We start from the raw sequence: 26,176 nt of genomic DNA, 5'->3' as shown, positions 1-26,176 counted from the left end.
GCCCAGCGCCCCTCAGCGAGAGCAGGAGCCGCAGTCGCTCCGGCAGCTGTCGGCGGTGGTACCCCAGCCGCAGCTCTCTCCCTGCTGGCAGACGCCATCGCCGCAGCGGTGGATGTCCTGGGTACGCATGCGGGTGGTGATCGGCTTGTACTGCACGCCGTTGACGGTGCACTGCGTGTAATACGCACCGTTGGCATCCAATGAGCAGTGCTGCTCACACTGGCCAATGCGCTTGAGCTGCGTGCACTCCTCGTTCGTGAGCTCCCCGTAACCCCTCAGGCCACACGGACGCGAGGTGCTCTCCTCCGCATTCAGCGCGTTGCGATCATTGCCAGCAAAGAGCCCCTCGTTCGTGAAGACGTTGCCGAAGAAGCACGACTCCTTCCTGGAGAAGGTCACCAGCTCGTCTGCCGAGTAGGGGATGTTCGCCCCGTTCGCATCGCGCCCCAGCACGGAGATGGGGACGTGCAGCCCATAGTTGTTGGCGTGGGCCGCCAGGCACGCGGAGATGACCTGCTGCTCCGCCACGGTGGCCGGAGCCCCGTTTGCCCAGCTCGGCGCCAGGCCCAGCCCGCCCTGCCAGGTGTAGAGGGTACCCGAGGGCTGGCTGACGAAGCTGCGGGTCTGACCCGCCGGCACCGCGCAGCGGACCATGTAGCGCATCAGCTGATCATGGGCCGCGGGATTGCCGTTGAACCAGTTGGCGAATGCCGTCGTGGACAGCCCGTTGAGCGACAGGCCATTGAGCGACAGGCCATTGAGCGACAAACCGTTGAGTGACAACCCGTTGAGCGACAGCCCGTTGTCCTCCCGGATGGCCTGCTCCTGCATGTACAGCGCTTGCTCCTCGGCAGACAGCTCCTGCACCCCACAACCCGTGGCCCCCACCAGAGAGAGCGTCGACGCCAACACCCACGTCACGACGCTTCGACCCGCCCCACGCCCGGCCATCCCGTTCAGCAGACCCTCAAAAGACGTGAAACCCATGCCTCACCTCTCCAGCGCACGGCCACCTGGGGCTCACCAGGTGCCGAACGCCAGGTTGGTTATGCGCTGGGTTCCCGGCATGGGCCGGAAGTCCAGGAAAGCCGTAGAGGTGCGCTGTAGACAGCGAGGTCGTGCGGCGCTCGACGTTTGCTTCTCTCTGGCGTCAGACGAGCAACAACACAAAGGCCCTACACACATTTCCCTACTGCCCACAGATGGAAAGTCTTTTCCCTATGACGGGAAGATGAGGCCACTCGGGGTGTCACCCGGTCTTCACCGTGGGAAAAGTCTTTCCTCAGCACCTGTGAAAGCGAGAAGCGCGCCCGCGGTGGCATGGGCATCCCCCAAGTCGCCTTCGGGCCGCTGCTGCTCGACAATCAATGACAGAAGCGCCTCGTGGGCCCCGCCTTCGGCCTCGCCCACGCACTGGAGACAGAAGGCCACCTCTGCTGCCAAATCCGCGTCGCCCTGCTCCACTACCCAGGGCGTGGCCACCAGCAGCTCCTCCGTCCATGCCGCGGTGTTCGGATCCTTCGGGGGAGCGCGCAGGTAGCGGGTGTCCAGCAGGAACAGGTGCGTGAGCCAATAGAGGTCCGACAGACGCGACGAGTCCCGGAAGGCCCGCTCGGGGATGGACAAGCGCACGTCCAGGCCACACGTGGCGGCCATCTCCCCCAGCAACCACGCGTAGAGGCCATAGAGCTCGTTGTCGAGATGCTCCAGGTAGGCCCGGAGGACGTGAGGCACCAGCGGCGCGTGAGGCAGACCCCGCTCGCGACGCACGTACCAGGCGTCGACGCGGGACATACCCGCCTCTGGAGACAACCCCGCGGGGAGCGTCAGAGGGACCTCCGCCAGGGCAGCCACCGCGGCCTCCAGCGTGGGCCCCAGCTCCCGCCGCGCGAAGACCCTGGGCGCGTGGCCCTCCAGCATGTGCAGCGTCAGCGCGCGCAGCGCCCGCGCCTCGTCACTTCCCCCCTCCGTCAAGGAGAGGAAGGCCCGTAGCGCTCGATCCACCGCCTCCATCTTCGGAGGGCGCGGGTGCGAGGGAGGCCCCGGCAGACGGAAGAGGGCCGCGGCATCACGCAGGAAGTCGGCACTGCCGGGCTCACCCGCCACGGCTTGCCCCAACACCGAGCTCGCGGCCGACGCGGCGCGCAGGGCTCGGGTGTAGCGCTCACGGAAGGTGCGCCCCTCCACCTCCACCCGATAGCGGTCCACCCGCCGGGCGCCTGTCTCCGCCGCGAGCGCCGCCTGGTGTCCGCTCTTGAAGGTGAGGACGAGCGGCGCGTCCGGGAGCGGCTCCACGGGACGGCCTGGCAGCGCGGCGGCGCGGGTCAGCGCTGGGAGCACCTCCTCGGGAGAGCGCGAGTCCGCCCGGGTGGAGGACAGGGCCACCTTGGTGCGCACGTAGCCCACGCGCCCACCGAGCCGAGCCTCCAGCACGTCGTCGCCAGAGACGAACACCGCGGGCACGCCCGCCTCCGCCGCGAGCGCCAGCACGAGATCCGCTTCCGACAACCCCCGACCAGCGCAGGTCCATGCGCCCACCAGGTCCACGGTGTGCGCGCAGAAGCCCGCGAGCCCCGCCTCCGCATGCATCCCCATACAGGCCACCGCGTGGACGTCCTCGAAGAAGGAGGGCGCATACGCGTCCTCCTCGAGGAAAAACGGCTCGACCGCGGGGTGCAGCGCCTCAAGCAGCAGGTTCGTCTCTCCGGAGCCGGACAGGTGGCTGTCGCTCACCCGGACGCGCTGGAAGCCCGCGGCGAGCAAGCCCTCCACCGCGGCGTTCACCTCCGCCGTCAGCAGGGCTTGGGCGCGCACGTACTCCGGCGTCCCGAAGATGAGCGCGTTGGGAGTGTCCACGCCGGCCACGCCCTCAAGGTCGACCACGAGCAACGCCCGGCGCCCGCCCATGACGTACCTCCTACTTACCCGCCTTGGGGCCGCCAGCCTTGATCCACCTGGCCAGCACAAGCGCCGTAGGCTCGTCGATGAGCGAGGCGTACGTGGGCATGGCGGTGCCGGGGACGAACTTCTCCGGGTTGCGGATCCACTTCACCAACTCCTGCTCGGGCTTGCCGGCGGCATTGACGATGCGCTCGTGGTAGCGCGCGCCCGGGGCATGGCACAGCGTGCACCCCAGCCGAGAGAAGAGGGCAGCGGCGTCCACGTCCTTCCGGGGCCCGGCCTGCGCGAGCACGAGCTCCACGAGCTCGGCGGACGCCGAGGTGCGCACGAGCGAGCCCGGCTCCAGCGCCCGCGTGGACAGGGAGTCCGACGTCACCTCCGCGGACGGAGCCTCCGCGGCAGGAGCGGTGCGGGGCCGTGCACCGGGCACCTCGTGGCGGCGCGGGGGCAGCGAGCGCAGGTACTCGTAGAGCGCCTTCATGTCCACGTCATCCGCGCCGCGGTAGCGCGGCATGGGGAAGCGAACAATGGCCCCGGGCGCGAGCCCGTCACGCACGGCGCGCGTGAAGTCCTCGAGGCTCCACCCCTGGATGCCGGTGGCATCGAAGGTGATGTTGCTGGAGTGGATGGGCTTGCCATCGGCGCCGAGGAACTCGCGACCACCAGAGAAGCCCTTGGGCCCGTCGGCGTCCTTCGGGTCGAAGCTGTCCGTGTGGCAGCCGGCACAGTCGAGGACGCTGGCCATGTAGCGGCCATACTCCACGGTGGGGCCCTTGGGAGGCACGGGCATGCCCGAAGCGGGATGCTCAGGCACGCGAGACACCATCCGGTAGGCCAGGCCCCCGAAGAAGGAGAACTCCGTGCGCGGCGCCACGGTGGCATCGGCCTCGAAGAGCGGGTGCTGGGAGCGCATGAAGCCCAGCACGGCCGCGAGATCCTTGTCGCCCATGATGGACGACGGCATGGGGATGAGACGCCCGTCGCGGCTCACGCCGTAGCGGATGACGCGGGCGAGCTCCTCGTCCTTCGCCGAGCCGATGCCCGCGGTGGGATGGGCGGTGAGGTTGGCGGTATAGAGGGAGCCGAGCCACCCGGGCGCATCCTTCATGGGCGCACCGGTGACACGCTCCGCGTCGGGCCCCCGGTGGCAGCCTTCGCAGGCGCCCCGAAAAATACTCTCACCGCGCGCGAGAGCCTCGGAGGACATATCCGCCCGAATGGGGGGATAGGCGGTGTTGGCGACACTCGCGCACCCGGACAACAGGGCACTGCCCACCAGCAAGGTGCCATACACGGCGCTCGAGACTCGACGGTGCATCCTTCACAACCTCCAGGAAATCCAGAATGCCGTAACTCCAGGTTTAGCGGTAGACACCGCCCGTCCGCCCGTACCCCGAGGAGGCAGGGGAAGCGGACGCGGCCCACCGGACACGGGGTGGGAGGAGCCCGGCATTTTCGTGGCGTCGCCTTCCGGCCCCGGGGGTATATAAGGAGGGCGGCGGCGGTATCCGCCTGGCAACACCCCTGTTGCCCTTCCGGGGGCCGGCCCCTACCGACACCCCTCATTCAAGCTGGTACGGCCATGAAGACCGAATACGTGCGCCACTCCTCCGGGAGGATGTTCGAGAACGACTTCCTCGAAGCCGCCTCGAAAATCCACCCTGTCGTTCCCTTCGTCTTCTACATCCCCATCGTCATGGGCCTGCTGGCCTGGGGGCTGTGGAGCGGAACCACCACCGTGGGAAAGATCGCCCTGTTCGGAGTCCTGGGGTACCTCACGTGGTGCTTCATGGAATACACGCTGCACCGCAACCTCTTCCACTGGGAGGGGAACGGGCCGCTGACCCGGCGCTTTCACGCCATCATCCACGGCTACCACCACACGTACCCCGATGATCCTCAGCGGCTGGTGATGCCGCTAGGCGCGAGCATCCCGCTGGCCATCGTCATCGGCGGGCTGCTGTGGCTGGTGGGTCGGCCGGACGCCACGATTCCGTACTTCTGCGGCATCGTGGTCGGCTACCTCGTCTACGACTACCTGCACTGGGCGGTGCACTACAAGAAGCCGTGGACCAACTGGGGCAAGGCGCTGCGCGCGCACCACATGGCGCACCACTTCGCCTGCCCGGACAAGAACTTCGGCATCAGCCACCGGTGGATTGACGTGCTGATAGGCTCGATGCAGGTGCGCGGGCAGGCGGCTCGCGAGGCGGCGAAGCAGTCCACGGGCGGCAACACGGCGGAGTAGTCCCCGCCGTGCACCACCGGGGCATGCCTCAAGGGTGAGCGGCGGAGGCCGCCGCCCATTGCCAGGCGGAGCCCCGGTGCAGGGCCGCGTAGATGCGGTCTCTCAGCTCGTTGCACTCGGCATGGGTGAGCGAGCGGTCGAGCGCGCGCAGCACCACGCGCAGCAGCACGTTCTTCTGACCGGGTGAGATGCCGAGCCGCTGCACGGCGGCGGACGGCAGCGCCTCATAGGGCGTCTCCGAGAGCACCTCGACGGCTTCCACCACCTCGGCCTGGGCGCCGAGCGCGGCGCGCACCACGTCTCCGAGCTCCTCGGAGGTGGCGTCCCCCTCGAGTACAAGGGACAGGTCTCTGCGCACCGCGGGCATGGAGGACACCTCGCGGTAAGGCTCCAGGTCGAGCATTTGCGAGCAGATGCGTGGATCCTCAGCACGCAGCAGGCGGATGTCGTCCAAGCCCTTGCGCAGCATGAGGATGCGATCCATCCCCAATCCCATGGCGAGCCCCGAGACGCGCGCCGTATCGAGCCCGCTCTCCGCGAGCAGCTCAGGGTGAGCGAGACCACACTCGCCAATCTCCACCCACTCGCCGCCTTGGAGGACGTCAATCTGCAGTCCGTCCGTGGTGTACGGATGCCGAGCCGGGGTGACACGCGACTCGCACCCGGGGAGCAGCGCTCGCACGACCGTCTCCACCATGTGGCGCAGGTCCTCGACTCCGAGCGGAGCACCCCGCCGGATGCGCCAGAGGTCCATCTGGTGGGGCTCACCGGTGTGCAAGCGGTCAATGCAGTCGCGGCGGTAGACGAGCCCGGGACAAGCGAGCAGCACGTCCTCGGATGACTGGGGCGAGGAGGCGAGCTGGCGCAGCAGCGGCGGAATCATCGCCGAGGTCTGGGTGCGCAGCAGCGCGGTGTCACAGACGTAGCGCGTATAGCGCGCGTCGCGGGCGACACCGTCAGGCGGGTAGCGCAGCCGGTCGTAATTGTCAGAGACGGAGACGATGGGGCTCTGCCGGTGCAGCCGCACGTCGCAGCGCCACGCCTCGCGGAGGGCGGCGAGCACGTCATCGACAAGACGCTGCATGGCATGAGGGCCGGAGGAGGGGTCAGTCAGGTCACGAATGGACAGGGCACGGCGAACAGCGTCGGTGCTGAGGATGCAAACGGACATGGAAGGGCTCTCGGACTGGAGTGGAAGGAAGACAGCTCCAGGCGACGCCCGGTCCTCGAGGAGAGGAGGAGGCGGCGCCACGCTCGGACACCCCCCGAACCCCTGGTCCAGGTGGGCGTCACGCCGAGAGGCGATCCACCGAGGGAGAACGAGCTAGCGACGCAGCACGGCCTCCCGGCACCTGGTGGGGCTCGGGGGGCGGCTAAATCGACGCTGGCACGTCAGGAGAATCATCGCTCAAAGAAGGTAACCGCGGTCCGGGCCGAAATCAATCCCGAGCCCCGCGTTCACACTTCGACGAACCGCGTGCCGGTGAGACCTTCCTGCTCCATCGCCTGCTTGAGTTCCTCGGAGATGATGAGGGCTAGCGGCCAGCCCCAGGGACGGAAGATGCGGGCTCCTTCTACTTTCGTCGGGTCAATCCTCAGGCCCGCGACGAATCGGTACTCGCCCACCCGCTCGGGCTCGCCGTCCTCCGGCATCCAATACTGCACCTCTTCGCACTGGTCATCGTCGATGCATCGGATGACACGCAGGGTGTTGAGAATGAAATAGGGCCCCGCATGGCCTTCAACCTGCGCAGGAAGGAATTGCACCTCCTGAATGCCCAGACGCTCGAAGAGCTGGACGACGCGATAGTGGACCACGGGGATGAGGAAGGCATCCAAGGTGAAGTCCAGTGCCAGCCCGTCGGGCCTCACGGGAAACCGGATGGCGCCTTGCTGCGCGATCCGATGGCTCTGGGTGAACTGCCAGGGAGCTATTTTCTGTCCGTGTTCATCCACGGGGTGTCGCAGGTGCCAGCGCCCCGTGATGCGCATGTCATCCTTCAGCACGTAGTACTTGAGCACGCGTTCCGCTCCAGTTCAGTCTCTCGACTTTGTCACCAGTCGGTGGAGCCGTGACCCAGGAGTGCAAACCTCCTCCGCGATCTTCCCGAGCGCCTCCAGCAGCTTGGCTCTGCATCGAGCAACGGTTCCGCAGCCTCGGAGTTCCCTGTTGAGCCTCTCGAACACCGCTTCATGGTACTCCTCTGGATGAGGACCTTTATGGCCCTTGAGGTAGATGAGGTTCTCCGCCGCATCCAGGCTCATCCCCGCGAGCGCGAAGAGTTCCTCGAACCTGGGCGTCCAAGGTCCGCCGGCAACCGTCGAGATGTCGTTCTTGTTGGTGGCCAGGTGGTGCCAGTGGTAGCCCTCCTTCGCCTCGGTACCGTCGGCACAGGCACTACCCACCGTGGCCGCAGCCGTCCCCGCCGCCACTCCCGTCACCAGGACCGTTCCATCCGCTACCATCTGCACCGTCGCCGCTCCTTGCACCGTCATGCCCCCGGGCATCGCGAACCTCGGCGAGCGCAACAGCGCCCCGAGTCCTCCCTCGGGCACTCCGGGTAGCCCCTTCGCCACTCCCATGCTCGCCACCAGCATCAGCACCCTCAGCCCCGTGCCTCCCATCGCCCTACCGAAGCGCTCCGCCACCGCTTCGAGCTCCTGCACCGTCCTCGCTGCCTCCGCCTCCTGGTACAGCCGCACGCAGGCCCGTGCCACTTGCGTGAGCTCCACCGCCCCCACCGCCAGCGTCAGCCTCAGCGTCAGCGTCGCCGCGAAGGCCTTGGTGAAGACGGGCTCCGGCGCCAGCCATGCCGCGAAGTACACCAGCACCGACAGCGCCACTCCCGAGAGGAACACCGGCGAGCTGAACAACTCCTGCGCCGCTTCCCTCACCCCCTCGCCCATGTACCCAGGTGAGAGCTTCAGCGCCAGGAAGAGCCGGCTCTGCTCCATTGACTCAGGCATGGGCAGCAGCGGCGGGCCGTACCTCGACAGGTACTCCTGCCTCAACCGCGACTCCCACTCCGCGGGCTGGCCCCCTCCCCCTCCCGTCGATACCAGCACGAGCCGAGAGCGAGTACGTGGCTTCTCCGCCACTTGGAAGGAGTCCTGGAAGAATGCGAGGGCCGCTCTCGCCTCCTTCACTCGCACCCCTTCCAGGGCCGGCTCGGACTCCACCGGCTCGAAGGAGAGCCGGAGCTTCCCACCGGAGAGCGCGTCTACCTGTACAACCTTCGGCTCCGCCTCACGGCCCGCCCCAGGGGGAGCACCCCCCGGAGACACGGCGCATGAAACAGGCACCAGCAGCAACAGCGCCACGGCCGTACGCGACAGGACAGGAACGCTCATGTGCCAACAGCATGCTCTTCCCCCGGGTGCCGGGCGTATGACACGTCCCGTCTTGGTAAGACGCCTCACACTTCGACGAACCGCGTACCGGTGAGACCTTCCTGCTCCATCGCCTGCTTGAGTTCCTCGGAGATGATGAGGCCCTGTGACCAGCCCCAGGTGCGGAAGATGCGCGCGTCGCCCACCTTCGTCGGGTCGATACGCATTCCCACGACAGAGCGATACCTGCCCACCTTCTCCGGCTGGCCATCCTCTGGTTGCCAGTAAAGGGCCTCCTCGCACCGGGCATCGTCGATGCAGCGGATGGTGCGCAGCGTGTTGAGGATGAAGAAGGGCCCGGCATGACCCTCTACTTGAACGGAAATGAACTGCACGTCCTGGATGCCCAGACACTCGAAGAGACGGACGAAACGACTGTTAACCACGGGGATGGAGAAGGCAGCCCAACTGAAGTCCAGCTCATGCCCGGGAACGTCGAGAGGAAGCAGAGGCACGCACTCCAGCTCAAGACGCCTGCCCTTGAAGAACTGCCAGGGGTTGATGTCTTCGCCCCGCTCATCAACAGGGCCGCCAAGATGCCAGCGTCCTGGATGTTGCCTGGCATCTCTCAAATCGTAGTACCTGGGCATGATGGCCGCTCCAGTGTCAATCCTGAGACCTGGTCACCAGTTGGTGAAGTCGAGAACCGGGCGTGCATGTTTCATCGGCGATCTTCTTGAGCGTCTCCATCAGCTTGTCTTTGCAGTGCGAAACCGTCCCGCAGTCTTCGAGCGCCGCGCGGAGCCTGTTGTACACCACTTCATGGTACTCCTCGGGGTGGGGGCCTTTGTGGCCTTTGAGGTAGATGAGGTTCTCAGCCGCGTCCAGGCTCATCCCGGCCTTCGCGAAGAGCCTCTTGAACAGGGGCGTCCAGGGTCCGCCTGACACTGTCGAGATGTCGTTCTTGTTGGTGGCCAGGTGGTGCCAGTGGTAGCCCTCCTTCGCCTCGGTACCGTCGGCACAGGCACTGCCCACCGTGGCCGCAGCCGTCCCCGCCGCCACTCCCGTCACCAGGACCGTTCCATCCGCTACCATCTGCACCGTCGCCGCTCCTTGCACCGTCATGCCCCCGGGCATCGCGAACCTCGGCGAGCGCAACAGCGCCCCGAGTCCTCCCTCGGGCACCCCGGGTAGCCCCTTCGCCACTCCCATGCTCGCCACCAGCATCAGCACCCTCAGCCCCGTGCCTCCCATCGCCCTACCGAAGCGCTCCGCCACCGCTTCGAGCTCCTGCACCGTCCTCGCTGCCTCCGCCTCCTGGTACAGCCGCACGCAGGCCCGTGCCACCTGCGTGAGCTCCACCGCACCCACCGCCAGCGTCAGCCTCAGCGTCAGCGTCGCCACGAAGGCCTTGGTGAAGACGGGCTCCGGCGCCAGCCATGCCGCGAAGTACACCAGCACCGACAGCGCCACTCCCGAGAGGAACACCGGCGAGCTGAACAACTCCTGCGCCGCTTCCCTCACCCCCTCGCCCATGTACCCAGGTGAGAGCTTCAGCGCCAGGAAGAGCCGGCTCTGCTCCATTGACTCAGGCATGGGCAGCAGCGGCGGGCCGTACCTCGACAGGTACTCCTGCCTCAACCGCGACTCCCACTCCGCGGGCTGGCCCCCTCCCCCTCCCGTCGATACCAGCACGAGCCGGGAGCGAGTACGTGGCTTCTCCGTCACTCGGAAGGAGTCCTGGAAGAATGCGAGGGCCGCTCTCGCCTCCTTCACACGCACCCGCTCCAGGGCCGGCTCGGACTCCACCGGCTCGAAGGAGAGCCGGAGCTTCCCACCGGAGAGCGCGTCTACCTGTACAACCTTCGGCTCCGCCTCACGACCCGCCCCAGGGGGAGCACCCCCCGGAGACACGGCGCATGAAACAGGCACCAGCAGCAACAGCGCCACAGCCACGTGCGGCCATGAGAGGGTTCTCCGCATAGCGCGGCAGCATGCATGCCCTCGTGTTGCCGCACCACCTGACGCGCGCTACCGCGTGCCGAAGAGCCGATCGCCCGCATCGCCCAGGCCCGGCAGGATATAGCCGTGCTCGTTGAGCTTCTCATCCACCCCAGCGGTAAAGACACGCACGTCCGGGTGGTGTTCGCGCAAGTTGGTCAGGCCCTCGGGGCACGCCAGCAGGCACACGAAACGCAGGCTCCCGGGCTTGCTCCGCTTGATGCGGTTGAGCGCCGCCACCGCCGAGTTCCCCGTCGCCAGCATCGGATCACACACGATGACGTCTCGGTCCGCCAGCTGGTTCGGCACCTTGTAGTAGTACTCCACCGCCGTCAGTGTCTTGGGATCTCGATACAGACCGATGTGACCCACGCGGGCGCTCGGCACCAGCTGCAGCATCCCGTCCAGGATGCCCTGTCCCGCTCGGAGAATCGCCACCAGCACCAGCTTCTTGCCCTCCAGCACCGGTGCGCGCATCTCCATCATCGGCGTTTCGATGGTCTCCTCTGTCAGCTTCAAGTCCCGCATCGCCTCGTAGGCGAGCAGCAGGGAGATCTCCTGCAACAACGCGCGGAACGAGGCCGTGCTCGTGTCCTTGCGCCGCATCAGCGTCAGCTTGTGCTTCACCAGCGGGTGGTCCACCACGGTGCAGTTGTCCGGGTACGTCACGGCTGCCTCCTCGTTCTTCGGCTCGAGTAAAAGGAATACCCTCACCCCAACCCTCTCCCAGAGGGAGAGGGGGTTATCAGAACACCGTCCCGTCGCTCTCGATGCGGATCGGCGGTGTGCCTCCCGGGCGCTTCTCCGAGGCGATGCGTCTCCCCGCGCTCCACGTCCCCCCTTGCAGCACCTTCGCCAGCGGGAGCTCCTCCGCCGTCTTCCCCAGCCGCTCGCGCACCCGCTTCGCCACCTCGTCCAGCAGCGCAACCGTCAGCGCGCGCCACTCCACGATGGGTTCCGCTCCCGGTGCGAAGGCGTCCCTCAGCAGCCGCGCCTCCCTCGGCGCCAGCGCGCCCAGGTCCACCAGCAGGCCACCGTTTCGGTACTCGGGCAGCCCGGTGAGCGCGTCCAGCTCCGTCACCGTGATGCCGCCCTCCTCCAGTGGCTCCAGCAGCGAGTACGTCAGCCACTGCGACAGCTTGTGGAAGGGCACCAACGCCTCCGGGCTGTCGTCGGGCCCCAGCGCCGAGTGCCACCACACGTCTCCCAGGTTCACCCCGTCCAGCGTGATGCGTCCCGGCCAGATGGGGCCAAGCGACTCCAGCACCCGTCCCAGCACCTGTGCAGCGGGTACCCGTGGACCTCGCTCCACGAGCTGATCATAAAGTGCCCCGGGCCTCGGCAGCGCGTGCCCCAGCCCGTGCAGCAGCGCGAGCCGCCCCTCCAGGCCCGCCAGCGGGTTGGCCTCTGTCACCTGGAAGCCCCGCGCCAGCGCATCGAGGCTCAAGCGCCGCAACCCCTCGGCGTCCGCGCGCAGCGGCTGGCTCGGATCCGAGGAGAACGCCCCCGCCATGAACATGCGGAAGCTGGCCACCGCCAGGCCCTCGGAGCGCGCATACGTGCCCCCACCGGGCTCCTCGTACTTCCACGTGGGCCCACTGCCCGCATCCAGCAACACGCTCGTGACGACCAGGTCCAGCTTCGCCCGAGCCCGCTCCGCGGGCGGCAGCGAGGCCAGACGCGCATCCAGCTCCGCGTTGCGCCGCACTCCTCCCACGTCGAAGTGTCCCCAGCGGCTGTGCACTGGAATCTCCAGCGTGGGGTACGTCGCGCGGGTGACGTCCAGCACGTAGTCCGCCACGGCTGGCAGCCGATCCATGTCCACGCGGAAGTGCTCCAGCTTCCCGGCGAGCCCCAGCTCCAACAAGGCCCGGCAACGCTCGCGGATGGCGCGCGGGCTCCGCAGGTACGCAACAGTGGTAGAGGCCTCACGCATCGAGCGCCCTGCCCTTCACCTCCATGAGCTCCTCCTTCGAGGCCACCTTGCCCGTGGTGAAGTAGCCAGCGGCCTTCTTCGCCTCCATCTCCACCTTGGCGTCGGCGGGGACGAGCTCCTCCGGAATCGGCACGCGCTCGAGGATCTCAATGCCCGAGCGGACGATGGCGTCGTGCTTCATGTCGCTCATGGATACGAAGCGGTGGATGCGGGTGATGCCCAGCCAGTGCAGCGCGTCCGGCATCAGCTCCTGGAAGCGCATGTCCTGCACGCCGGCCACGCACTCAGTGCGGTGGAAGTAGGTGGCCGCCGAGTCCCCACCCTCTTGGCGCTTGCGTGCGTTGTACACGAGGAACTTCGTCACCTCGCCCAGCGCGCGGCCCTCCTTGCGCGAGTAGACGATGACGCCCGCCCCTCCCTCCTGCGCCGTCTGGATGCACACCTCGATTCCGTGCGTGAGGTAAGGCCGACATGTGCAGATATCACTGCCGAACACGTCCGAGCCGTTGCACTCGTCGTGCACGCGCACCGCCAGCGGTACCTCCGGGTTGGAGATGGTGCCCATGTCCCCGAAGAAATAGAGCGTCAACCCGCCAATCGGCGGCAGGAAGACCTCCAGGTCCGAGCGGGTAATCAGCTCGGGGAACATGCCGCCGGTCTGCTCAAAGAGCCCGCGGCGCAGCGCCGCCTCGGTGAGGCCGAAGCGCTTCGCGATGCCGGGCAGGTACCACACCGGCTCCACCGCGGCCTTCACCACGCTCACGTCCCCGTTGGCGCAGAGAATCCTGCCGTCTGGCTTGAGGCGCCCAGCGGTGATGGCATCGCGCAGCTCGGGCATGTTGATGTGCGCGCGGGTGATGGCGATGGTGGGCCGGATGTCCATGCCCTGGTCCATGAACGCGCGGAAGGCCTGCGGCGCCACCGCGCCCCACGGGTCCATCGAGACGATGCGCTCGGGGTCAAACCAGGCCTTGTGCGGACCAATCTGCTCGGCAGGCGCGGTGTTGGTGAGGTCCGCCCGATGGTCGTGCGGTAGCTGACCGGCGGCCACGGCGACGGCTCGGTAGATGGCGTACGAGCCCGAGTGCGTGCCGATGACGTTGCGGTGCGCGGGCTCCGTCAGCGTGGCGATGACGGGACCCCGGCGCAGCGGCTCGGGCTCTCCCCAACGAATGGGAACGGCCTGGGAATCGCTGTCAGGGTGCGAGGTGAGACGGATGTGATTGACGGGCTTCTTGTCGGACATGAGGCGCCCTCCTCGGAGTGCGCGCTGCGGTGGAAGTGAAACAGCGGGGGAAACGCGTCAGCTCATCCAGCTGCCGTCGGTACGAGTGGTCCACTTGCGTGTGACCTTCTTCAGGTCCGTCCAGAACCCCAGGCTGGACGTGCCCGTGATGTCGCCGTGGCCGAACTTGGACTCGCCCACGCCGCCAAAGGAGAAAGGCTCGCGAGGCACGGGCACGCCCACGTTGACGCCCACCATGCCCACGCGCGCGCCCTCCACCACCGCCTGCGCCACCGCGCCGTTGGTCGTGAAGACAGACGCCGCGTTGCCATAGGGTGAGGCGTTCTCCACCTCGAGCGCCGCTGACAGCGTGGGCACGCGGACGATGGACAGCACCGGGCCAAACAGCTCGCGCTGGGCCGCCTCCATCTCCGGGCTCACTCCGTCGAGAATCGTGGGGCCGAGCCAGTACCCGCCCGCCCACTTCTCACCCGCGGGCTTCTTCCCGCGCCCATCCAGCAGCACCCGCGCCCCAGCCCGCTCCGCCGTGGCGATCGCCGTCTCCAGGCGAGAGAGGCTCGCCCGGTCGATGATGGCGCCCATGCCGGGCCCCACCTCCAACCGCGAGGCGCGCTCCACCACCTGCTCGAGGATGTGCCCCACCTCCCCCACCGCGAGCAGCACGCTGGCGGCCATGCAGCGCTGGCCGGCGCACCCGGTGAAGGAGTCCACCACGGCCTGCGCGGTGAGGGACTCGTCCGCGTCGGGGACGACGATGAGGTGGTTCTTCGCACCGCCGAGCGCCAGCACGCGCTTGCCTTGCGCGCTGCCCTCCGCGTACACGCGCCGCGCCACAGCGGACGAGCCGACAAAGCCCACCGCGCGCACGTCTGGGTGGGCCACCAGCGACTCCACCGTCTCGCGCCCGCCGTGCACCACCGAAAAGACACCGCGCGGAATGCCCGCCTCCACCATGAGCTCTCCGAGCGCGCACGCGGTGAGCGGCACCTTCTCCGAGGGCTTGAGGATGAAGGCATTGCCCACCGTCACCGCGATGGGGAACATCCACAGCGGCACCATGGCGGGGAAGTTGAAGGGAGTGATTCCCGCCACCACGCCGAGCGGCTCGCGCCGGAACTCGCAGCTGACGCCGCGGCTCACTTCCATTCCACCGCCGGTGTCCAGGTTCTGCAGCGACAGGGCGAAGTCACACACCTCCAGCCCCTTGAGCAGGCCCGCTCGGGCCTCGGCCACCGTCTTGCCGGCCTCGCTCGCGGCGAGCTGGGACAGCCGCTCCAGGTTGGACTCGAGCAGCGCGCGGAAGCGCGCCATGAGCACGGTGCGCTCGCGCAGCGGCGTGGCGCGCCAGCCGGGCGCCGCGGCTCGTGCGGCCTCCACCGCCTGCGCCACCCCCTCGGCAGGCGTCATCGGCACTCGGCCGATGATGCTTCCCGTATAGGGGCTGTGCACGTCGAGAAGTGAGGCATCCCGCGGAACGAGCCACTCGCCTCCCACGAGGTTACGGCAGGTGGCAACGCTCTCGGGCAACTGGACAAAGGACACGTGCACTCCCCCCACTGTGACGACCACTGTCATGACTGAGTCACGGGGGCTCGGATGTGACGACCACCGTGACGACTGAGTCACGTGAGATCATAACTCCAAACAGGGAGAACCCGGCAACCGGGGGGGAGTCGAAGGAATGGAAAAGTGGGTCCATTTCCAGACACAAACACACCGCGTCATGGTGCACAGAGACGGAGATGACGTCTCCTGGGCCACGCTCGCGCGTCCCGGGAACCACGGGCGTGACTCCCTGGAGCCACAGCCGCGCCGCGAATCCCCTGGTCCTGTTCCTGCACTCATGCGGAGGCATGCACGCCCCCCTGCTCGCGGTGCTGGCCCTCGTATCGGCCCACGCAGACGCGCCCCATCCCGCCAGGCCCTTCAAGGCCATGACCTACAACGTCCTCTATGAGGCACCCGCGGAGGACGTGGAGAAGTCGCTCGATGTCATCGAGAAGGAAATGCCCGACCTCCTCTGCCTGCGCGAGCTGACGCCAGGCTTCGCCCAGGCCTTCCGGAAAAGGCTCGGCAAGCAATACCCACACACCGTGCTCGCGCCGCGCAAGGGCACCTGGGGCGTGGGCATCGCGAGCCGTCATCCCCTGCTGCGCACCGAGCGCTTCCCGGAGAAACCCCACCGCCTGCCCGCGATGGAGGCCGACGTGAAGCTCGGCGGGCGGGAGTTGAAGATGGTGTGCGTGCACCTCATGGCGCCCGGAGCGAAGCACAGCCCTTCCGAGACGCTGCTCGAGTCACTCGAGAAGAACGCGAAGCTGCGCGAGAGGCAGGGCGAGGCGCTGATGAAGCGTTACGAGAAGGAAGAGAAGCCCCTGCTGCTCCTCGGGGACATGAACGAGGGCCGTCAGGCCGCCGCGATGAAGGCCTTCGCCGCTGCGGGGTTCGTCCACTCCTGTGACGGGCCCAAGGCCTCATGTGGCAACACCTGGCCCGGAGCGAACACCGCCCTCCCCTCGGTGGTGGAGATCGATCACATCCTCGGGCGAGGACTCACCTTCTCGGAGGCCCGGGTGCTCCGCTCGGGAGGCTCGGACCACTACCCGGTCCGCGCGTTCTTCGGCTTCGAGCAGCCACGAAACAGGTGACACACGCACGAACCCGTGGTGTTCATCCCGCGCGACGTCATTCGTCATCACACCGCGCCTGGGGGGCTCCTCATGTTCTCGAAGTCATCTCAGCTGTTCACCTCGCTCGCCGCCGTCACAGTGCTCGTCACTGGATGCGGCGGCAAGAAGCCACCTCCAGAGCCGCTTCCCGAGGTCTGCACAGGAACCACGGCGCTCGACGTGCTCCCGGGCGTGTACCCGAATGCCGTGGAGCTGTCGGGCACCGACGCCCTCGAGGTGGCCGTCCTCGGAGACGCCACGCTCGACGCGCGCACGCTGGACCCAGCCACTGCCTCGCTGTCCGACCCGGACGGCTCCGCCCCGAGCGTCTCCGCCGAGAAGACACTCCGCGAGGAGGACGTGAACGGGGACGGTCAGGTGGACGCCGTGCTGCGCTTCCCTCGGCCCACGCTCGTGGAGCAGGGCGTCCTGCACGCCGAGGTGAGCCGTCTGAAGCTGGACGCGAAAACCCACTCGGGTGTCGAGGTGAGCGGCTGCGATCGGGCCCAGGCCTCGGACCACCTCCTCGCTCGGCTGCCGGCCCCCACCGGCCTGTATGCCGTGGGCACCACCACCTTCCATTGGGTGGACACCTCGCGCGAGGAGGAGTTCTCCGAAGCCAAACGCGACAAGCGCGAGCTGATGGTGCGCGTGTGGTACCCCGCCACGTCCCAGCTCCGGGCCCAACCCGCGCCCTACTTCCTCGTGCGCCGCGAGGGCATCGCCCAGATGACGGGAGGCAACTTCGACACCCCCGCGCGCACGCTGGACTTCGTCCACGCCCACGCCGTGGCGGAGGCGCCGCTCGCGGCCGACGCCCGCTTCCCCGTCATCCTCTTCTCGCCTGGAGCGGGCTTCTCGCCCACCTTCTACACGTCGCTGCTGGAGGAGCTCGCCAGTCACGGCTACGTGGTGGTGGCCACCTCGCACACGTACACCACCGGCGCCGTCATCTTCCCGGATGGCCGCTACGCCCCCAACACCGAGGATCCCGGAGGCCTCTTCGGGACGCCCTTCTTCGACACGACGGTGGCGGACCTGCGCTTCGTCCTCTCCCAGGTGCGTGCGCTCGACGCAGGAGACGCTTCGGGGCGCTTCACCGGGAAGCTCGACCTCGAGCGAATCGGCGTGTTCGGCCACTCCATCGGCGGCGCCGCGTCGACGCTCGTCTGTCAGCAGGAGCCGGGCGTACGCGCCTGCTCCAACATCGACGGCACCTTCCAGGGCTCCTGGGAGAAGGGCATCGGCCAGCCGTTCCTCCTGGTGCACACCCAGGCAGCCGACGACGGCACCCATCGCTCCTTCATCAAGGACAGACGGGCCCGGGTCTACGAGGTCTCGGTCTCCCAGTCCGGGCACCTCACCTTCTCGGACATGCCGCTCCTCCTGGAGCTGATGAGGAGCTACAACTCCAAGGTGACCGCCGACACGCTCGAGACGGGGACACTCGCGCCAGCGGAGCGAGCCGCAGCCATCACCCGCGCCTGGGTACTCGCCTTCGCGGACGAGACGGTGAAGGGCGGCGGCGAGTCTCCGCTCCTCCAGGGTGGCTCGGGGGACTACCCGGAGGTCACGTTGAAGGTGCACTCCCGCTGACCGGGAAGCCGGCCGAGGTCCGCCACCAGCGCGCGCACCGCATCAAGCTCCACGGGTTTGACAAGGTGCGCGTCGAAGCCCGCCTCGCGTGAGCGCTTCCGGTCCGAGGCCTGCCCGTAACCGGTGATGGCCACCAGCCGGAGGCCCGCGCCCGTCGTCCGTTGCCGTATCCGGCGAGCCACCTCATACCCATCCATCCCCGGCAGGCCGATGTCGAGGAAGACCACCTCGGGCTGGAGCGCATCCAGACACTCCAGCGCCGCCATGCCGTCGTGGACCACCGTCACCCGGTGGCCGTCCATTTCCAGCACCTCGCCGAGCATCTCAGCGGCATCCTCGTTGTCGTCCACCACGAGCACGCGGCGGCTCTCCTCGGGCACATCTTGCTCGAGACGCTCTTCCTCGGGCTCCGCTGGAATACGCTCCGCGGGCAGCAGCGGCAGGCGCACCGAGAAGACGCTGCCCTGTCCCACGCCCTCGCTCGCCACCTCCACGCGACCGCCGTGCATCTCGACCAGCCGCTTCACCAACGTCAGCCCCAGACCCAGGCCTCCCTGTGCCTGGTCCAACGTGCGCGCCACCTGCATGAAGGGCTCGAAGAGGTGGGGCAGCGCCTCGGCGGGGATGCCCATGCCCGTGTCCGCCACTCGCACCACCGCCTCCCCGGCCTCGCGCGCCAGCGTGAGGGTGATGCGACCTCCAGGCTCCGAGTACTTGGCCGCGTTGTGCAGCAGGTTGGAGAGCACCTGCTCGAGACGTACCGGATCCGCCTCCATCCACAACGGCCCCCTCGGCAGCTCCACGCGCAGCGTGTGCTCTCGTGACTCGGCGAAGGGCCGCGCCGACTCCACCGCGCGTCCCACCGCGGCCACCAGCTCCACCGGACGCTTCTGGAGGTGAATCTTTCCCCGCGTCACCCGCGACACGTCGAGCAGGTCATCCACCAGGCGGCGCATGTGGTGCACCTGGCGCTCCACCACTTCACGCTCCCGCTCGGTGCTCAGACCGGATTGCAGCTTGCGCTCCATGAGCTGGACGGCGGTGAGCACCGGGGCCAGGGGGTTGCGCAGCTCGTGTGCGAGCATGGCGAGAAAGTCGTCCTTGCGCCGGTCTGCCTCGCGCAGCTGCACCTCCACGCGGGCCCGCTCGGCGAGCGCCACGCGCAGCTCATCCGTGCTCCGCTCCGCCGCCTCACGCGCCCGCACCTGAGCACGCGTCAGGAAGAAGAAGGCCAGACTCACCAGCACGCCCGCCACCAGGGAGGGCACCACCACGAACTCCGAGGCCGTCTCGTCGAAGCTCGGCAACGAGGCGAAGGTGAGCGTCCAGGAACGTCCTGCCACGGTGAGTGTCTTCGTGGTGGTGAACATGGGCTCGCGCGCCAGGGCCTCCGGGTCATGCGAGACGTGCAGCAGGTGCTCCGGGGCCACCGCCGTGCCGTCGTAGACCTGGAAGCTCACGCGCGGCTTGTGCTCGATACCGAAGATGCCGTTGAGCAGATCATCCGCGCGGAAGGGGCTGTAGACAAAGCCGACGAGCGCCTCGCGCCGCGCCTCCACCGTGGCCGGCGTCTGGCCACCGCGATAGACGGGCAGGTACAGGAGGAAGCCCGCCTGCTTCCTCTCGTGGATTTCCTGCTTGAGCGTCACCTTGGCGCTGAGAGCGGGCTGCCCGGTATCGCGGGCGCGCGCCATGGCCTCACGGCGGTTGGGCTCGGAGTACATGTCGTAGCCCATGGCCGCCTGGTTGCGCGAGTCCCGCGGCTCCAGCAGGACGATGGAGTGGTGCTCATCCGAGAGACGCTGGGAGAAGCCGAGGCCCTGGATGCCTGGGTAGTGTGTCTGGAGCTCGAAGAGTTGGACGAAGGCAGAGAACTCGTCCGGCGATACCTCTTGCTGCGTGGCGAACAGCCCCTCCGTCCCCTGAAGGAGCGCAATATAGGTATCCAGCCGACGCAGGATTCGGTCGGAGGTCGACTGCACCAGGTTGTTGAAACGCGCCTGGTCCCTCGCCCGTACGTTCGCGTTCAGCAGCAGGCTCACACAGACGGTGAGCAACAGCGAGAGAGCGAGCACGCCCACGGGTACAAGGTGCCGCGGGAGACGATGGAGACGGGGATGGCGGAGGAGTTTCGTCACGGAGAATCGCAGAGGGACACCTTCTAACGACCAGGAGTCCTGGCTCCATCCCAGGGAAGACCGCCTCGTTGCCCAGGACCTGGACACTTCCTAATTTGAAACCCACCACGCCACGCACCAGAGCCCGGTGGGGACACACTGGGAGGGATGCGATGCCAGGGAACAGCGGATGGAAGAGCGGGGGGGAGCGCTCGGGCCCCGGCTTCGACGATTCAGATTTTGGCGATGAGCTAACGCGGGCAATCACTCAGGAGCCTGCCCTCCTGCATACCCCGGTGCGAGGTGAGCGCATCGGAGGCTCGGACGGTCGCCGGTTCGAAATCCTCGAGTCCCTCGGCAGCGGCTCCATGGGCCGAGTGTTCCGCGCCTGGGATGCTCAGCTGCAACGCGTGGTGGCGCTCAAGTTCCTCCTCCCAGGCGGTCCGCTGGAGGTGGAGCACCTGGTCTCCCTGCTGCAACGGGAAGCGCGGGCCATCGCGCAGCTCGCCCATCCCAACATCGTCCGTCTCTTCGACGCGTCTGAGTGGATCGGCGCGCCCTGGGAGCCGCGCATCCCCTTCCTCATCATGGAATGTCTGGAGGGAGAATCGCTCGCGGCGCTGCTGCTGCGGGAGCCCCGGTTGGAGCTGCGGCGCGCCCTGGACATCCTAGCCGGTATCGCCGCGGGGCTAGCGCACGCTCACGAGCACCATGTCATCCACCGCGATCTCAAACCCAGCAATGTCTTCCTCACCCAGCAGGGCGAGGTGAAGCTGCTCGACTTCGGTCTGGCTTGGCTGCTGGAGGAGATCCACCCGCCTGGTGGCGTGGACCTACCCAACGCCGGCACGCCGGCCTACATGGCGCCAGAGCAATGGAAGAGCGAGCAGCAAGACGAGCGAACCGACATCTGGTCCGTGGGGGTCTTGCTCTACGAGATGCTCACCGGAGCCCCGCCCTACCCGAGCACCTCCTTGAAGGAGCTGCGCACCCAGGTGCTCGCCCCTGAGCCCGTTCCGCCCGTGCGTGAGCGCCGCCCGGAGCTCCCCCGAGACGTGGAGCCGCTGCTGGCCACGCTCTTGGACAAGGACCCCGCGCGGCGCTACCAGACGGCGCAGGAGCTCGTTGAGGAGTTGCGCGAGCTGAGAGAGGTGCTCGGCTTCCAAGGACGAGGGCCACGCCCTGTGGCACCCGAGCGCAGACAGGTGACGCTCGTGTCCTGCCGGCTGACAGGGATTGCCGACTCCGGGCAGGCGCTGGACGCCGAGGATGTCGGCGAGCTGGAGGAGTTCTTCCACCAGCAGTGCGCGGAGCTCGTGCAACAGCGAGGGGGTGTCATCGTCCTGTCCATGGCCGACGAGGTGCTGGCCTGTTTCGGCTACCCCGTGGTGCACGAGGAGGACTCGGAGCACGCGGTCCAAGTGGGGCTGGCCCTGATGAAAGAGGTCCCCGCCGCCCTCCAACGCAAGCTCTCCCACGTCGCCTCGGAGGTGCTTGCGGTGAAGGTGGGCATCCACACGGACCAGGTGACGCTGAGTGAGCCCCCACGGGAGCGCGGAGGCCGAACGCTCGTCCTCCAAGGGGAGGCCCCGAAGGTTGTCACCTGGCTTGCGGAACAGGCCGCGCCCCACTCGGTGGTGCTCAGCGAGGCCACCTGGAGGCTGGTGCGCGGCACGTTCGAGGCCGAGTCCATCGGGCCACGCACCTACACGGGCCTGTCGGGGACGCGGCACATGGAGACATACCGGGTGCTGCGCGAGCGCCCGGCGACGTTCCGATTCGAACGGGCCATTGTCACAGGTGGCCTCACGCCCCTGGTGGGCCGAGAGCAGGAGCTGCAACGGCTCCTCGCGTACTGGGCCGAGGCCCAGCGAGGCCAGGGCTCCTTCGTGCTCGTCAGCGGAGAGGCCGGGCTTGGCAAGTCGCGACTCATTCAGGAGCTGCATGAGCGGATTTGCCAAGAGCAGTGCATCCACTTCCAGTGCCAATGCTGGCCCCAGTCGCGCACCAGCGCTTTTCAGCCCATCATCGAGGTGCTGCGGCGCTTCCGCATCTCGCACCAGCTCTCCGGGCGAGTGCCTGGCCTGTCGTCCGAGCACATCACCCTCCTGCGCCAGCTCCTCTCCCTGCCCATCCCAGAGGGACACCCTGTCCTCCAGCTCGCGCCGGAGCGGCGCAAGGAGCGCACCTTCGAAGCGCTGGCGCTGCTGTTGTCGCACGTGGCCCAGCAACACCCGGTGCTCGGTGTGGTGGAGGACCTGCATTGGGCAGACCCCTCCACCTTGGAGCTGCTCGGCTACCTCCTCGAGCGGGTGGAGGACCAGCGAATCCTCCTCGTCCTCAGCGCCCGGCCCGACTTCCATTCCACCTGGGCCCCCCACCCTCGGATGCGCCCACTCACGCTGGAGCGACTGACTCCGGAGCAAACCGCCACCCTCGTGCGTGAGTCCGCAGGCGGCCGAACGCTGCCACCTTCAGTCATCCAGCAACTGGTGGTCCGGACGGACGGCATTCCCCTCTTCGTCGAGGAGATGACGCGCATGATGTTGGAGCGCGGCACGACGGATGCCATTCCCATCACCCTGCACGAGCTGCTGCTGGCGAGGTTGGACCTGCTGCCTTCCCGGCAGAAGTCGCTGGCCCAGTCCTGCGCAGCACTCGGGCGCAGCTTCACCCACGCATTGCTGGCCACGCTGATGCGGCGCAGTCCGCTCGCGCTCCAACGCGACTTGGAGGGACTGGTCACGGCGGGGCTCCTCCAACGGCTGGATGACGGTGCTGGGCCGGGCTACCGGTTCCGCCACGCCCTCATCCAAGACGCAGCCTGGCGCTCTCTGCCGCGCAGCGCACGCCGCACGCTCCACCAGCACATCACCCAAGCCCTGCTGGAGCAGGCCCCCGAGGTAGTGGAGACTCAGCCGGAGCTGCTCGCCCACCACTACACCGAGGCTGGCGAGTACGCGGTGGCCATCGGCTACTGGGCCCGCGCTGGACAACGCGCCAGCCTGCGCTCAGCCAATGCGGAGGCAGTGAGCCACTTCCAGCAAGCCCTCCGGCTGTTGCGCTTCCAGCCGGACACGTCGCAGCGCCAGCAAGAGGAGCTGCGGTTGCTCATCTCCCTGGGCACGCCCCTGGCCCAGCTGCGAGGCTACCGCTCTCCCGAGGTGGAGCGGACGTACACCCGGGCGCGCGAGCTCATCCATCAGGTGGGCGAGGCCCTGCCCCAGCTCCAGCTCTCCTACTGGGGGCTCTTCGTCTATTACTTCTCGCGGGCCGAGTACGTGCTGGCGCACGAGCTCGCCGAGCAGCTCGTGGCCCAGGGTGAGCGCCACCAGGACTACGAGCTGCTCGCCCTGGGACACCGGATGATGGCGGCGGACTTCTTCATCTGGGGGGACATCCGTTCCGCCCGGGAGCACGTCGAGTGGGCACTGGCGTGCCCTGACCTGTCGCTCGAGGAGCACCGGTCCATTGCGGAGAAGCAGTGGATCAACCCTCGCGCCACGACGCTGGCGTTCGGAGCCATGGTGTACTCCGTGCTCGGCGAGGAGGCGGCGGCCTCCCGCACCAGCCAGGAGGCGCTGGAGCTGGCGCGGCGCATCGGCCACGCGCACACCTCCACGACCGTGCTGACCTATCTCTCCGTGGCCTGCCAGCTCCGCCGGGAGGCGCGGTGTGCTCTGGAATGGTCTGACCAGGCCATCGCACTCTCGAACGAGCACGGGTTCCGAGCCATGCAGGTCTGGGCCAAGATCATCCGCATCTGGGCGCTGAGCGAGCTGGGACATGCACGCGAGGGACTGGCGCTCATGCGCGAGGCCATCGCGGGCTGGCACGGGCTGGGTGTCAGCTCCGGCCTGTTCCACCACGACCTCGGTCTGCTCGCGGAGCTACATCTGAAGCTGGGACAGCCCGACGAGGCGCTCACCCTCCTCACCGAGGCCCTGGAGCGGGCCCCGATGCAGACCCAGCACTTCTACGAGGCCGAGCTGCACCGGCTGCGAGGCGAGGCACTGCGGGCGCTCGGCCGAGAGACGGAGGCGCGCGAGTTCTTCCGGCGAGCCATCCAGGTGGCTCGCCAGCAGGGCGCTCGCGCCTTCGAGCTGCGGGCCCTGGAGGACCTGACGAGGCCCTCCTCGGCACAGCACCCCGCGTAGCCCAAGGGCTCAGAAGGGCCGCTGGAGCCGGAAGTCCATGCGCCTCTTCTTCTTGTCGTGGGCTTTCACGTCCAGGTCTGGCTGGAATTCCTTCTGCATGCGCCGCGTGCGGAAGTGCCGCAAGGACTTGTCCAGGGCATACACCACGTCGTTCAGCAAGCCCCCCTTGATGATGAACCGGGCCATCTGGTGGGACTCCCACTCCAGCCGCAACTTCACCTTCCTGGCGTCCTCGGAGTACCGGGTCGACAGGAATCCGAGCACGTTGTGCCAGACACGGTCCCGGTAGTACCTCAGACTCGTGAAGGTGATGATCTCGTCGTACATCCCGAACAGCCAGCTCAACAAACCCATGCCTCCGCCGAACTCCCTGCCCAGGACCCGTAGGATCCTCGGGTAGGCGTCCACGAGGACGTTGTTCAGCTGGTCATGGTCGAACTTGCGCCGGGCCAGCAACTCCAGGGTCAGCCGATCGATCTCTCGCGGGTCGTCCAGCGCCTGCAAGGCCAGAAGCTCCTGCTGGATGGACTCGTGGATGCCCAGGGCCAGGTCGAAGTTGATGTGGGCGTTGATACCGAGCAGCAGGTTCAGGAGGACACTCGCCCCCTGTTCGGCGGCCTTCTTCATGGCCAGGTCCCACGCCTTGGAACTGGGCTCCGCGGACGAGAGGGAGCGCTCGAGCGACTGGAAGTAGAGCTCCGCGAACCGGCCAGCGACCTGATCGACCCAGTCGGGGTCGAAGAAGATGGGGCCAACCTTGTTGAACTCACCCACCCCACGAACCGCGGCGTTCACCTGGGTCGTCATGACGAAATAGGCGAGGAGGAAGATGGCACGGTCATCCTCCTGCGCGTAGAGCCGCGTCAACTCCTTGCGCATGCAGCGCAGCGCTTCGGTCGTGTTCTGGGGCTTGTGCTGGGTTCCGCAATGGACGCCGCACACAAGCGACGAAGCGGTAAAGGTATCCGCCATGGGCAACTCCCCCTGTTGAGACTTCGGATCCAGGACGGACAGAGAGGAGGAACGCCGGTTGTGACGTGGGCCGGCTCCTCGCCTGACCTGACACGAGCAGGGAGGAGCGCGGGCGCCCGTCAGGAAGAAGGCCCTTGCCTCACACCGAACCAGACAAGCCGCCGTCCACGTTGATGGCGGTGCCACTCACATAGGAAGCGCGCGAGGAGACAAGGAAGGCCACCACGTCGGCGAACTCACTGGCGCGTCCGATGCGCCCGAGCGGGATCCCGGCCTCGCGGCTGCGCTCGGCGTACAGCACCTCCGGCGGCTTGCCCACAGCCTCGGCGCGGCGGGTCCACTGACCGCTCTCAATCATCCCCACGAGCACAGCGTTGACGCGGATGTTGTCCGGCCCCAGCTCCTTGGAGAGCACCTTGGTGAGCGCCATGCCAGCGGCACGGGACACCGAGGAAGGCGTGGTGTTCTTCCCAGGCTCCTTCGCCTTGATGGACAGCACGTTGACGATGGCGCCGCCTCCCGCCGCGCGCAGATGCGGCACGGTCAGGCGCACGGTGCGCATCGCGGCGAACAGCTTGAGCTGGAGGTCCTCCTCCCACTCCGCGTCAGTGACGGAGAGGAAGGCCTTGGCCGAGGCCGAACCGGCGTTGTTCACCAGCGCGTCCACGCGGCCCCAGCGCTCGTGCGCGGCCGTTACGAAGCGCTCCACGTCCTGGGCGCGCGACACGTCGGCGGGAACGGCGAGCACCTCGCCGCCCAGGGAGCGCAGGGAAGCCGCGGTGGCCTCCAGCCGCTGTGGATTGCGAGCACACAGCGCCACGCGCGCGCCCTCCTGAACGAGCCGTTCGCACACGGCGGCGCCGAGCCCCTCCGAGCCGCCCGTCACCAACACCACCCTGCCTGAGAGCTGCAAGTCCATACGAGAGAGACGCCTCCTGATGAGAGTTCCCTCTCTATATACGCGGGACCTCCACGGCTCGCGCCCCAAGTGCTCCGAGCGGGC

19 protein-coding genes are annotated in these 26,176 nt (G+C 67.8%); 4 read left to right on the top strand and 15 right to left on the bottom strand.

From position 1 onward, the window contains the following. Positions 1-12: 12 nt before the first annotated feature. The 3 genes from F0U60_RS04280 to F0U60_RS04270 form a co-directional block, all read right to left on the bottom strand. Positions 13-987 carry a hypothetical protein gene (locus F0U60_RS04280; RefSeq protein WP_395814242.1) on the bottom strand — a complete coding sequence of 325 codons (975 nt, stop codon included), beginning with the start codon at positions 985-987 and terminating at the stop codon, positions 13-15. 273 nt (positions 988-1,260) lie between these two features. Continuing rightward, the gene (locus F0U60_RS04275; RefSeq protein ID WP_395814239.1) at positions 1,261-2,907 is read right to left on the bottom strand and encodes a M55 family metallopeptidase; all 1,647 of its coding nucleotides are present in this window, start codon (positions 2,905-2,907) and stop codon (positions 1,261-1,263) included. Between the two features lie 10 nt (positions 2,908-2,917). Continuing rightward, the gene (locus F0U60_RS04270) at positions 2,918-4,219 is read right to left on the bottom strand and encodes a c-type cytochrome (RefSeq protein ID WP_395814236.1); all 1,302 of its coding nucleotides are present in this window, start codon (positions 4,217-4,219) and stop codon (positions 2,918-2,920) included. A gap of 264 nt (positions 4,220-4,483) precedes the next feature. Here F0U60_RS04270 and F0U60_RS04265 point away from each other — a divergent pair, with 264 nt between their 5' ends. Next, a complete protein-coding gene (locus tag F0U60_RS04265; RefSeq protein ID WP_395814233.1) occupies positions 4,484-5,149 on the top strand; it encodes a sterol desaturase family protein in 666 nt (221 codons plus the stop codon). Between the two features lie 28 nt (positions 5,150-5,177). Here the strand turns inward: F0U60_RS04265 and F0U60_RS04260 are convergent, their stop codons facing one another. From F0U60_RS04260 to mmsA, 9 genes are all read right to left on the bottom strand, one after another. Then, complete coding sequence (locus F0U60_RS04260; protein ID WP_395814230.1) at positions 5,178-6,320, bottom strand: hypothetical protein; 1,143 nt, start codon at positions 6,318-6,320, stop codon at positions 5,178-5,180. 287 nt (positions 6,321-6,607) lie between these two features. Then, positions 6,608-7,171 carry an imm11 family protein gene (locus tag F0U60_RS04255; protein ID WP_395814227.1) on the bottom strand — a complete coding sequence of 188 codons (564 nt, stop codon included), beginning with the start codon at positions 7,169-7,171 and terminating at the stop codon, positions 6,608-6,610. A gap of 15 nt (positions 7,172-7,186) precedes the next feature. Further along, positions 7,187-8,500 (bottom strand): AHH domain-containing protein, encoded by a 1,314-nt coding sequence (locus F0U60_RS04250; RefSeq protein ID WP_395814224.1) that lies wholly within the window; start codon positions 8,498-8,500, stop codon positions 7,187-7,189. A gap of 65 nt (positions 8,501-8,565) precedes the next feature. Continuing rightward, on the bottom strand, positions 8,566-9,129 hold the full coding sequence (locus F0U60_RS04245; RefSeq protein WP_395814221.1) for an imm11 family protein: 564 nt from the start codon (positions 9,127-9,129) through the stop codon (positions 8,566-8,568). A 16-nt stretch (positions 9,130-9,145) separates the two neighbouring features. After that, positions 9,146-10,435 (bottom strand): AHH domain-containing protein, encoded by a 1,290-nt coding sequence (locus tag F0U60_RS04240; RefSeq protein ID WP_395814218.1) that lies wholly within the window; start codon positions 10,433-10,435, stop codon positions 9,146-9,148. Between the two features lie 75 nt (positions 10,436-10,510). Further along, a complete protein-coding gene (gene upp, locus F0U60_RS04235; RefSeq protein WP_395825966.1) occupies positions 10,511-11,149 on the bottom strand; it encodes a uracil phosphoribosyltransferase in 639 nt (212 codons plus the stop codon). 76 nt (positions 11,150-11,225) lie between these two features. Then, complete coding sequence (locus F0U60_RS04230) at positions 11,226-12,416, bottom strand: URC4/urg3 family protein (RefSeq protein ID WP_395814215.1); 1,191 nt, start codon at positions 12,414-12,416, stop codon at positions 11,226-11,228. Then, positions 12,409-13,662 (bottom strand): GTP cyclohydrolase II, encoded by a 1,254-nt coding sequence (locus tag F0U60_RS04225; RefSeq protein ID WP_395814212.1) that lies wholly within the window; start codon positions 13,660-13,662, stop codon positions 12,409-12,411. Before F0U60_RS04225 ends, F0U60_RS04230 begins: the two co-directional genes overlap by 8 nt. A gap of 57 nt (positions 13,663-13,719) precedes the next feature. Continuing rightward, entirely contained in the window at positions 13,720-15,204 is a 1,485-nt protein-coding gene (gene mmsA / locus F0U60_RS04220) for a CoA-acylating methylmalonate-semialdehyde dehydrogenase (protein WP_395814208.1), read from the bottom strand. Positions 15,205-15,515: 311 nt separating this feature from the next. On the opposite strand from mmsA, the gene F0U60_RS04215 reads away from it, so the two are divergent. Both F0U60_RS04215 and F0U60_RS04210 read left to right on the top strand, forming a co-directional pair. Beyond that, entirely contained in the window at positions 15,516-16,310 is a 795-nt protein-coding gene (locus F0U60_RS04215) for an endonuclease/exonuclease/phosphatase family protein (protein WP_395814205.1), read from the top strand. A gap of 72 nt (positions 16,311-16,382) precedes the next feature. After that, positions 16,383-17,927, top strand: coding sequence for an alpha/beta hydrolase family protein (locus F0U60_RS04210; RefSeq protein ID WP_395814202.1), 1,545 nt, complete (start codon positions 16,383-16,385; stop codon positions 17,925-17,927). On the opposite strand, the gene F0U60_RS04205 is transcribed toward F0U60_RS04210, so the two are convergent. Beyond that, entirely contained in the window at positions 17,891-20,002 is a 2,112-nt protein-coding gene (locus tag F0U60_RS04205) for a CHASE domain-containing protein (RefSeq protein WP_395814199.1), read from the bottom strand. The genes F0U60_RS04210 and F0U60_RS04205 overlap by 37 nt on opposite strands. A gap of 215 nt (positions 20,003-20,217) precedes the next feature. On the opposite strand from F0U60_RS04205, the gene F0U60_RS04200 reads away from it, so the two are divergent. After that, positions 20,218-24,201 (top strand): protein kinase, encoded by a 3,984-nt coding sequence (locus tag F0U60_RS04200; protein WP_395814196.1) that lies wholly within the window; start codon positions 20,218-20,220, stop codon positions 24,199-24,201. 9 nt (positions 24,202-24,210) lie between these two features. Here F0U60_RS04200 and F0U60_RS04195 read toward each other — a convergent pair whose 3' ends face one another. Continuing rightward, positions 24,211-25,173 (bottom strand): DUF5995 family protein, encoded by a 963-nt coding sequence (locus tag F0U60_RS04195; protein ID WP_395814193.1) that lies wholly within the window; start codon positions 25,171-25,173, stop codon positions 24,211-24,213. Between the two features lie 139 nt (positions 25,174-25,312). Continuing rightward, positions 25,313-26,092 (bottom strand): SDR family oxidoreductase, encoded by a 780-nt coding sequence (locus F0U60_RS04190; RefSeq protein ID WP_395814190.1) that lies wholly within the window; start codon positions 26,090-26,092, stop codon positions 25,313-25,315. Positions 26,093-26,176 lie beyond the last annotated feature (84 nt).

The organism is Archangium minus, from assembly GCF_044360475.1.
GTDB classification, from domain to species: Bacteria; Myxococcota; Myxococcia; order Myxococcales; family Myxococcaceae; genus Archangium; species Archangium minus.
The sequence above is the reverse complement of the archived record's forward strand: the minus strand, read 5'-3'. Positions and strand labels throughout refer to the sequence as shown.

Excerpts from the sequence above, each read along its gene's own strand:
- F0U60_RS04230 (WP_395814215.1), bottom strand. The coding sequence starts at position 12,416 with ATGCGTGAGGCCTCTACCACTGTTGCGTACCTGCGGAGCCCGCGCGCC.
- F0U60_RS04265 (WP_395814233.1), top strand. The coding sequence starts at position 4,484 with ATGAAGACCGAATACGTGCGCCACTCCTCCGGGAGGATGTTCGAGAAC.
- F0U60_RS04275 (WP_395814239.1), bottom strand. The coding sequence starts at position 2,907 with ATGGGCGGGCGCCGGGCGTTGCTCGTGGTCGACCTTGAGGGCGTGGCC.
- F0U60_RS04210 (WP_395814202.1), top strand. The coding sequence starts at position 16,383 with ATGTTCTCGAAGTCATCTCAGCTGTTCACCTCGCTCGCCGCCGTCACA.
- F0U60_RS04245 (WP_395814221.1), bottom strand. The coding sequence starts at position 9,129 with ATGCCCAGGTACTACGATTTGAGAGATGCCAGGCAACATCCAGGACGC.
- F0U60_RS04260 (WP_395814230.1), bottom strand. The coding sequence starts at position 6,320 with ATGTCCGTTTGCATCCTCAGCACCGACGCTGTTCGCCGTGCCCTGTCC.
- F0U60_RS04250 (WP_395814224.1), bottom strand. The coding sequence starts at position 8,500 with ATGAGCGTTCCTGTCCTGTCGCGTACGGCCGTGGCGCTGTTGCTGCTG.
- F0U60_RS04280 (WP_395814242.1), bottom strand. The coding sequence starts at position 987 with ATGGGTTTCACGTCTTTTGAGGGTCTGCTGAACGGGATGGCCGGGCGT.
- F0U60_RS04200 (WP_395814196.1), top strand. The coding sequence starts at position 20,218 with ATGCCAGGGAACAGCGGATGGAAGAGCGGGGGGGAGCGCTCGGGCCCC.
- F0U60_RS04195 (WP_395814193.1), bottom strand. The coding sequence starts at position 25,173 with ATGGCGGATACCTTTACCGCTTCGTCGCTTGTGTGCGGCGTCCATTGC.
- F0U60_RS04190 (WP_395814190.1), bottom strand. The coding sequence starts at position 26,092 with ATGGACTTGCAGCTCTCAGGCAGGGTGGTGTTGGTGACGGGCGGCTCG.
- F0U60_RS04215 (WP_395814205.1), top strand. The coding sequence starts at position 15,516 with ATGCACGCCCCCCTGCTCGCGGTGCTGGCCCTCGTATCGGCCCACGCA.
- F0U60_RS04270 (WP_395814236.1), bottom strand. The coding sequence starts at position 4,219 with ATGCACCGTCGAGTCTCGAGCGCCGTGTATGGCACCTTGCTGGTGGGC.
- F0U60_RS04225 (WP_395814212.1), bottom strand. The coding sequence starts at position 13,662 with ATGTCCGACAAGAAGCCCGTCAATCACATCCGTCTCACCTCGCACCCT.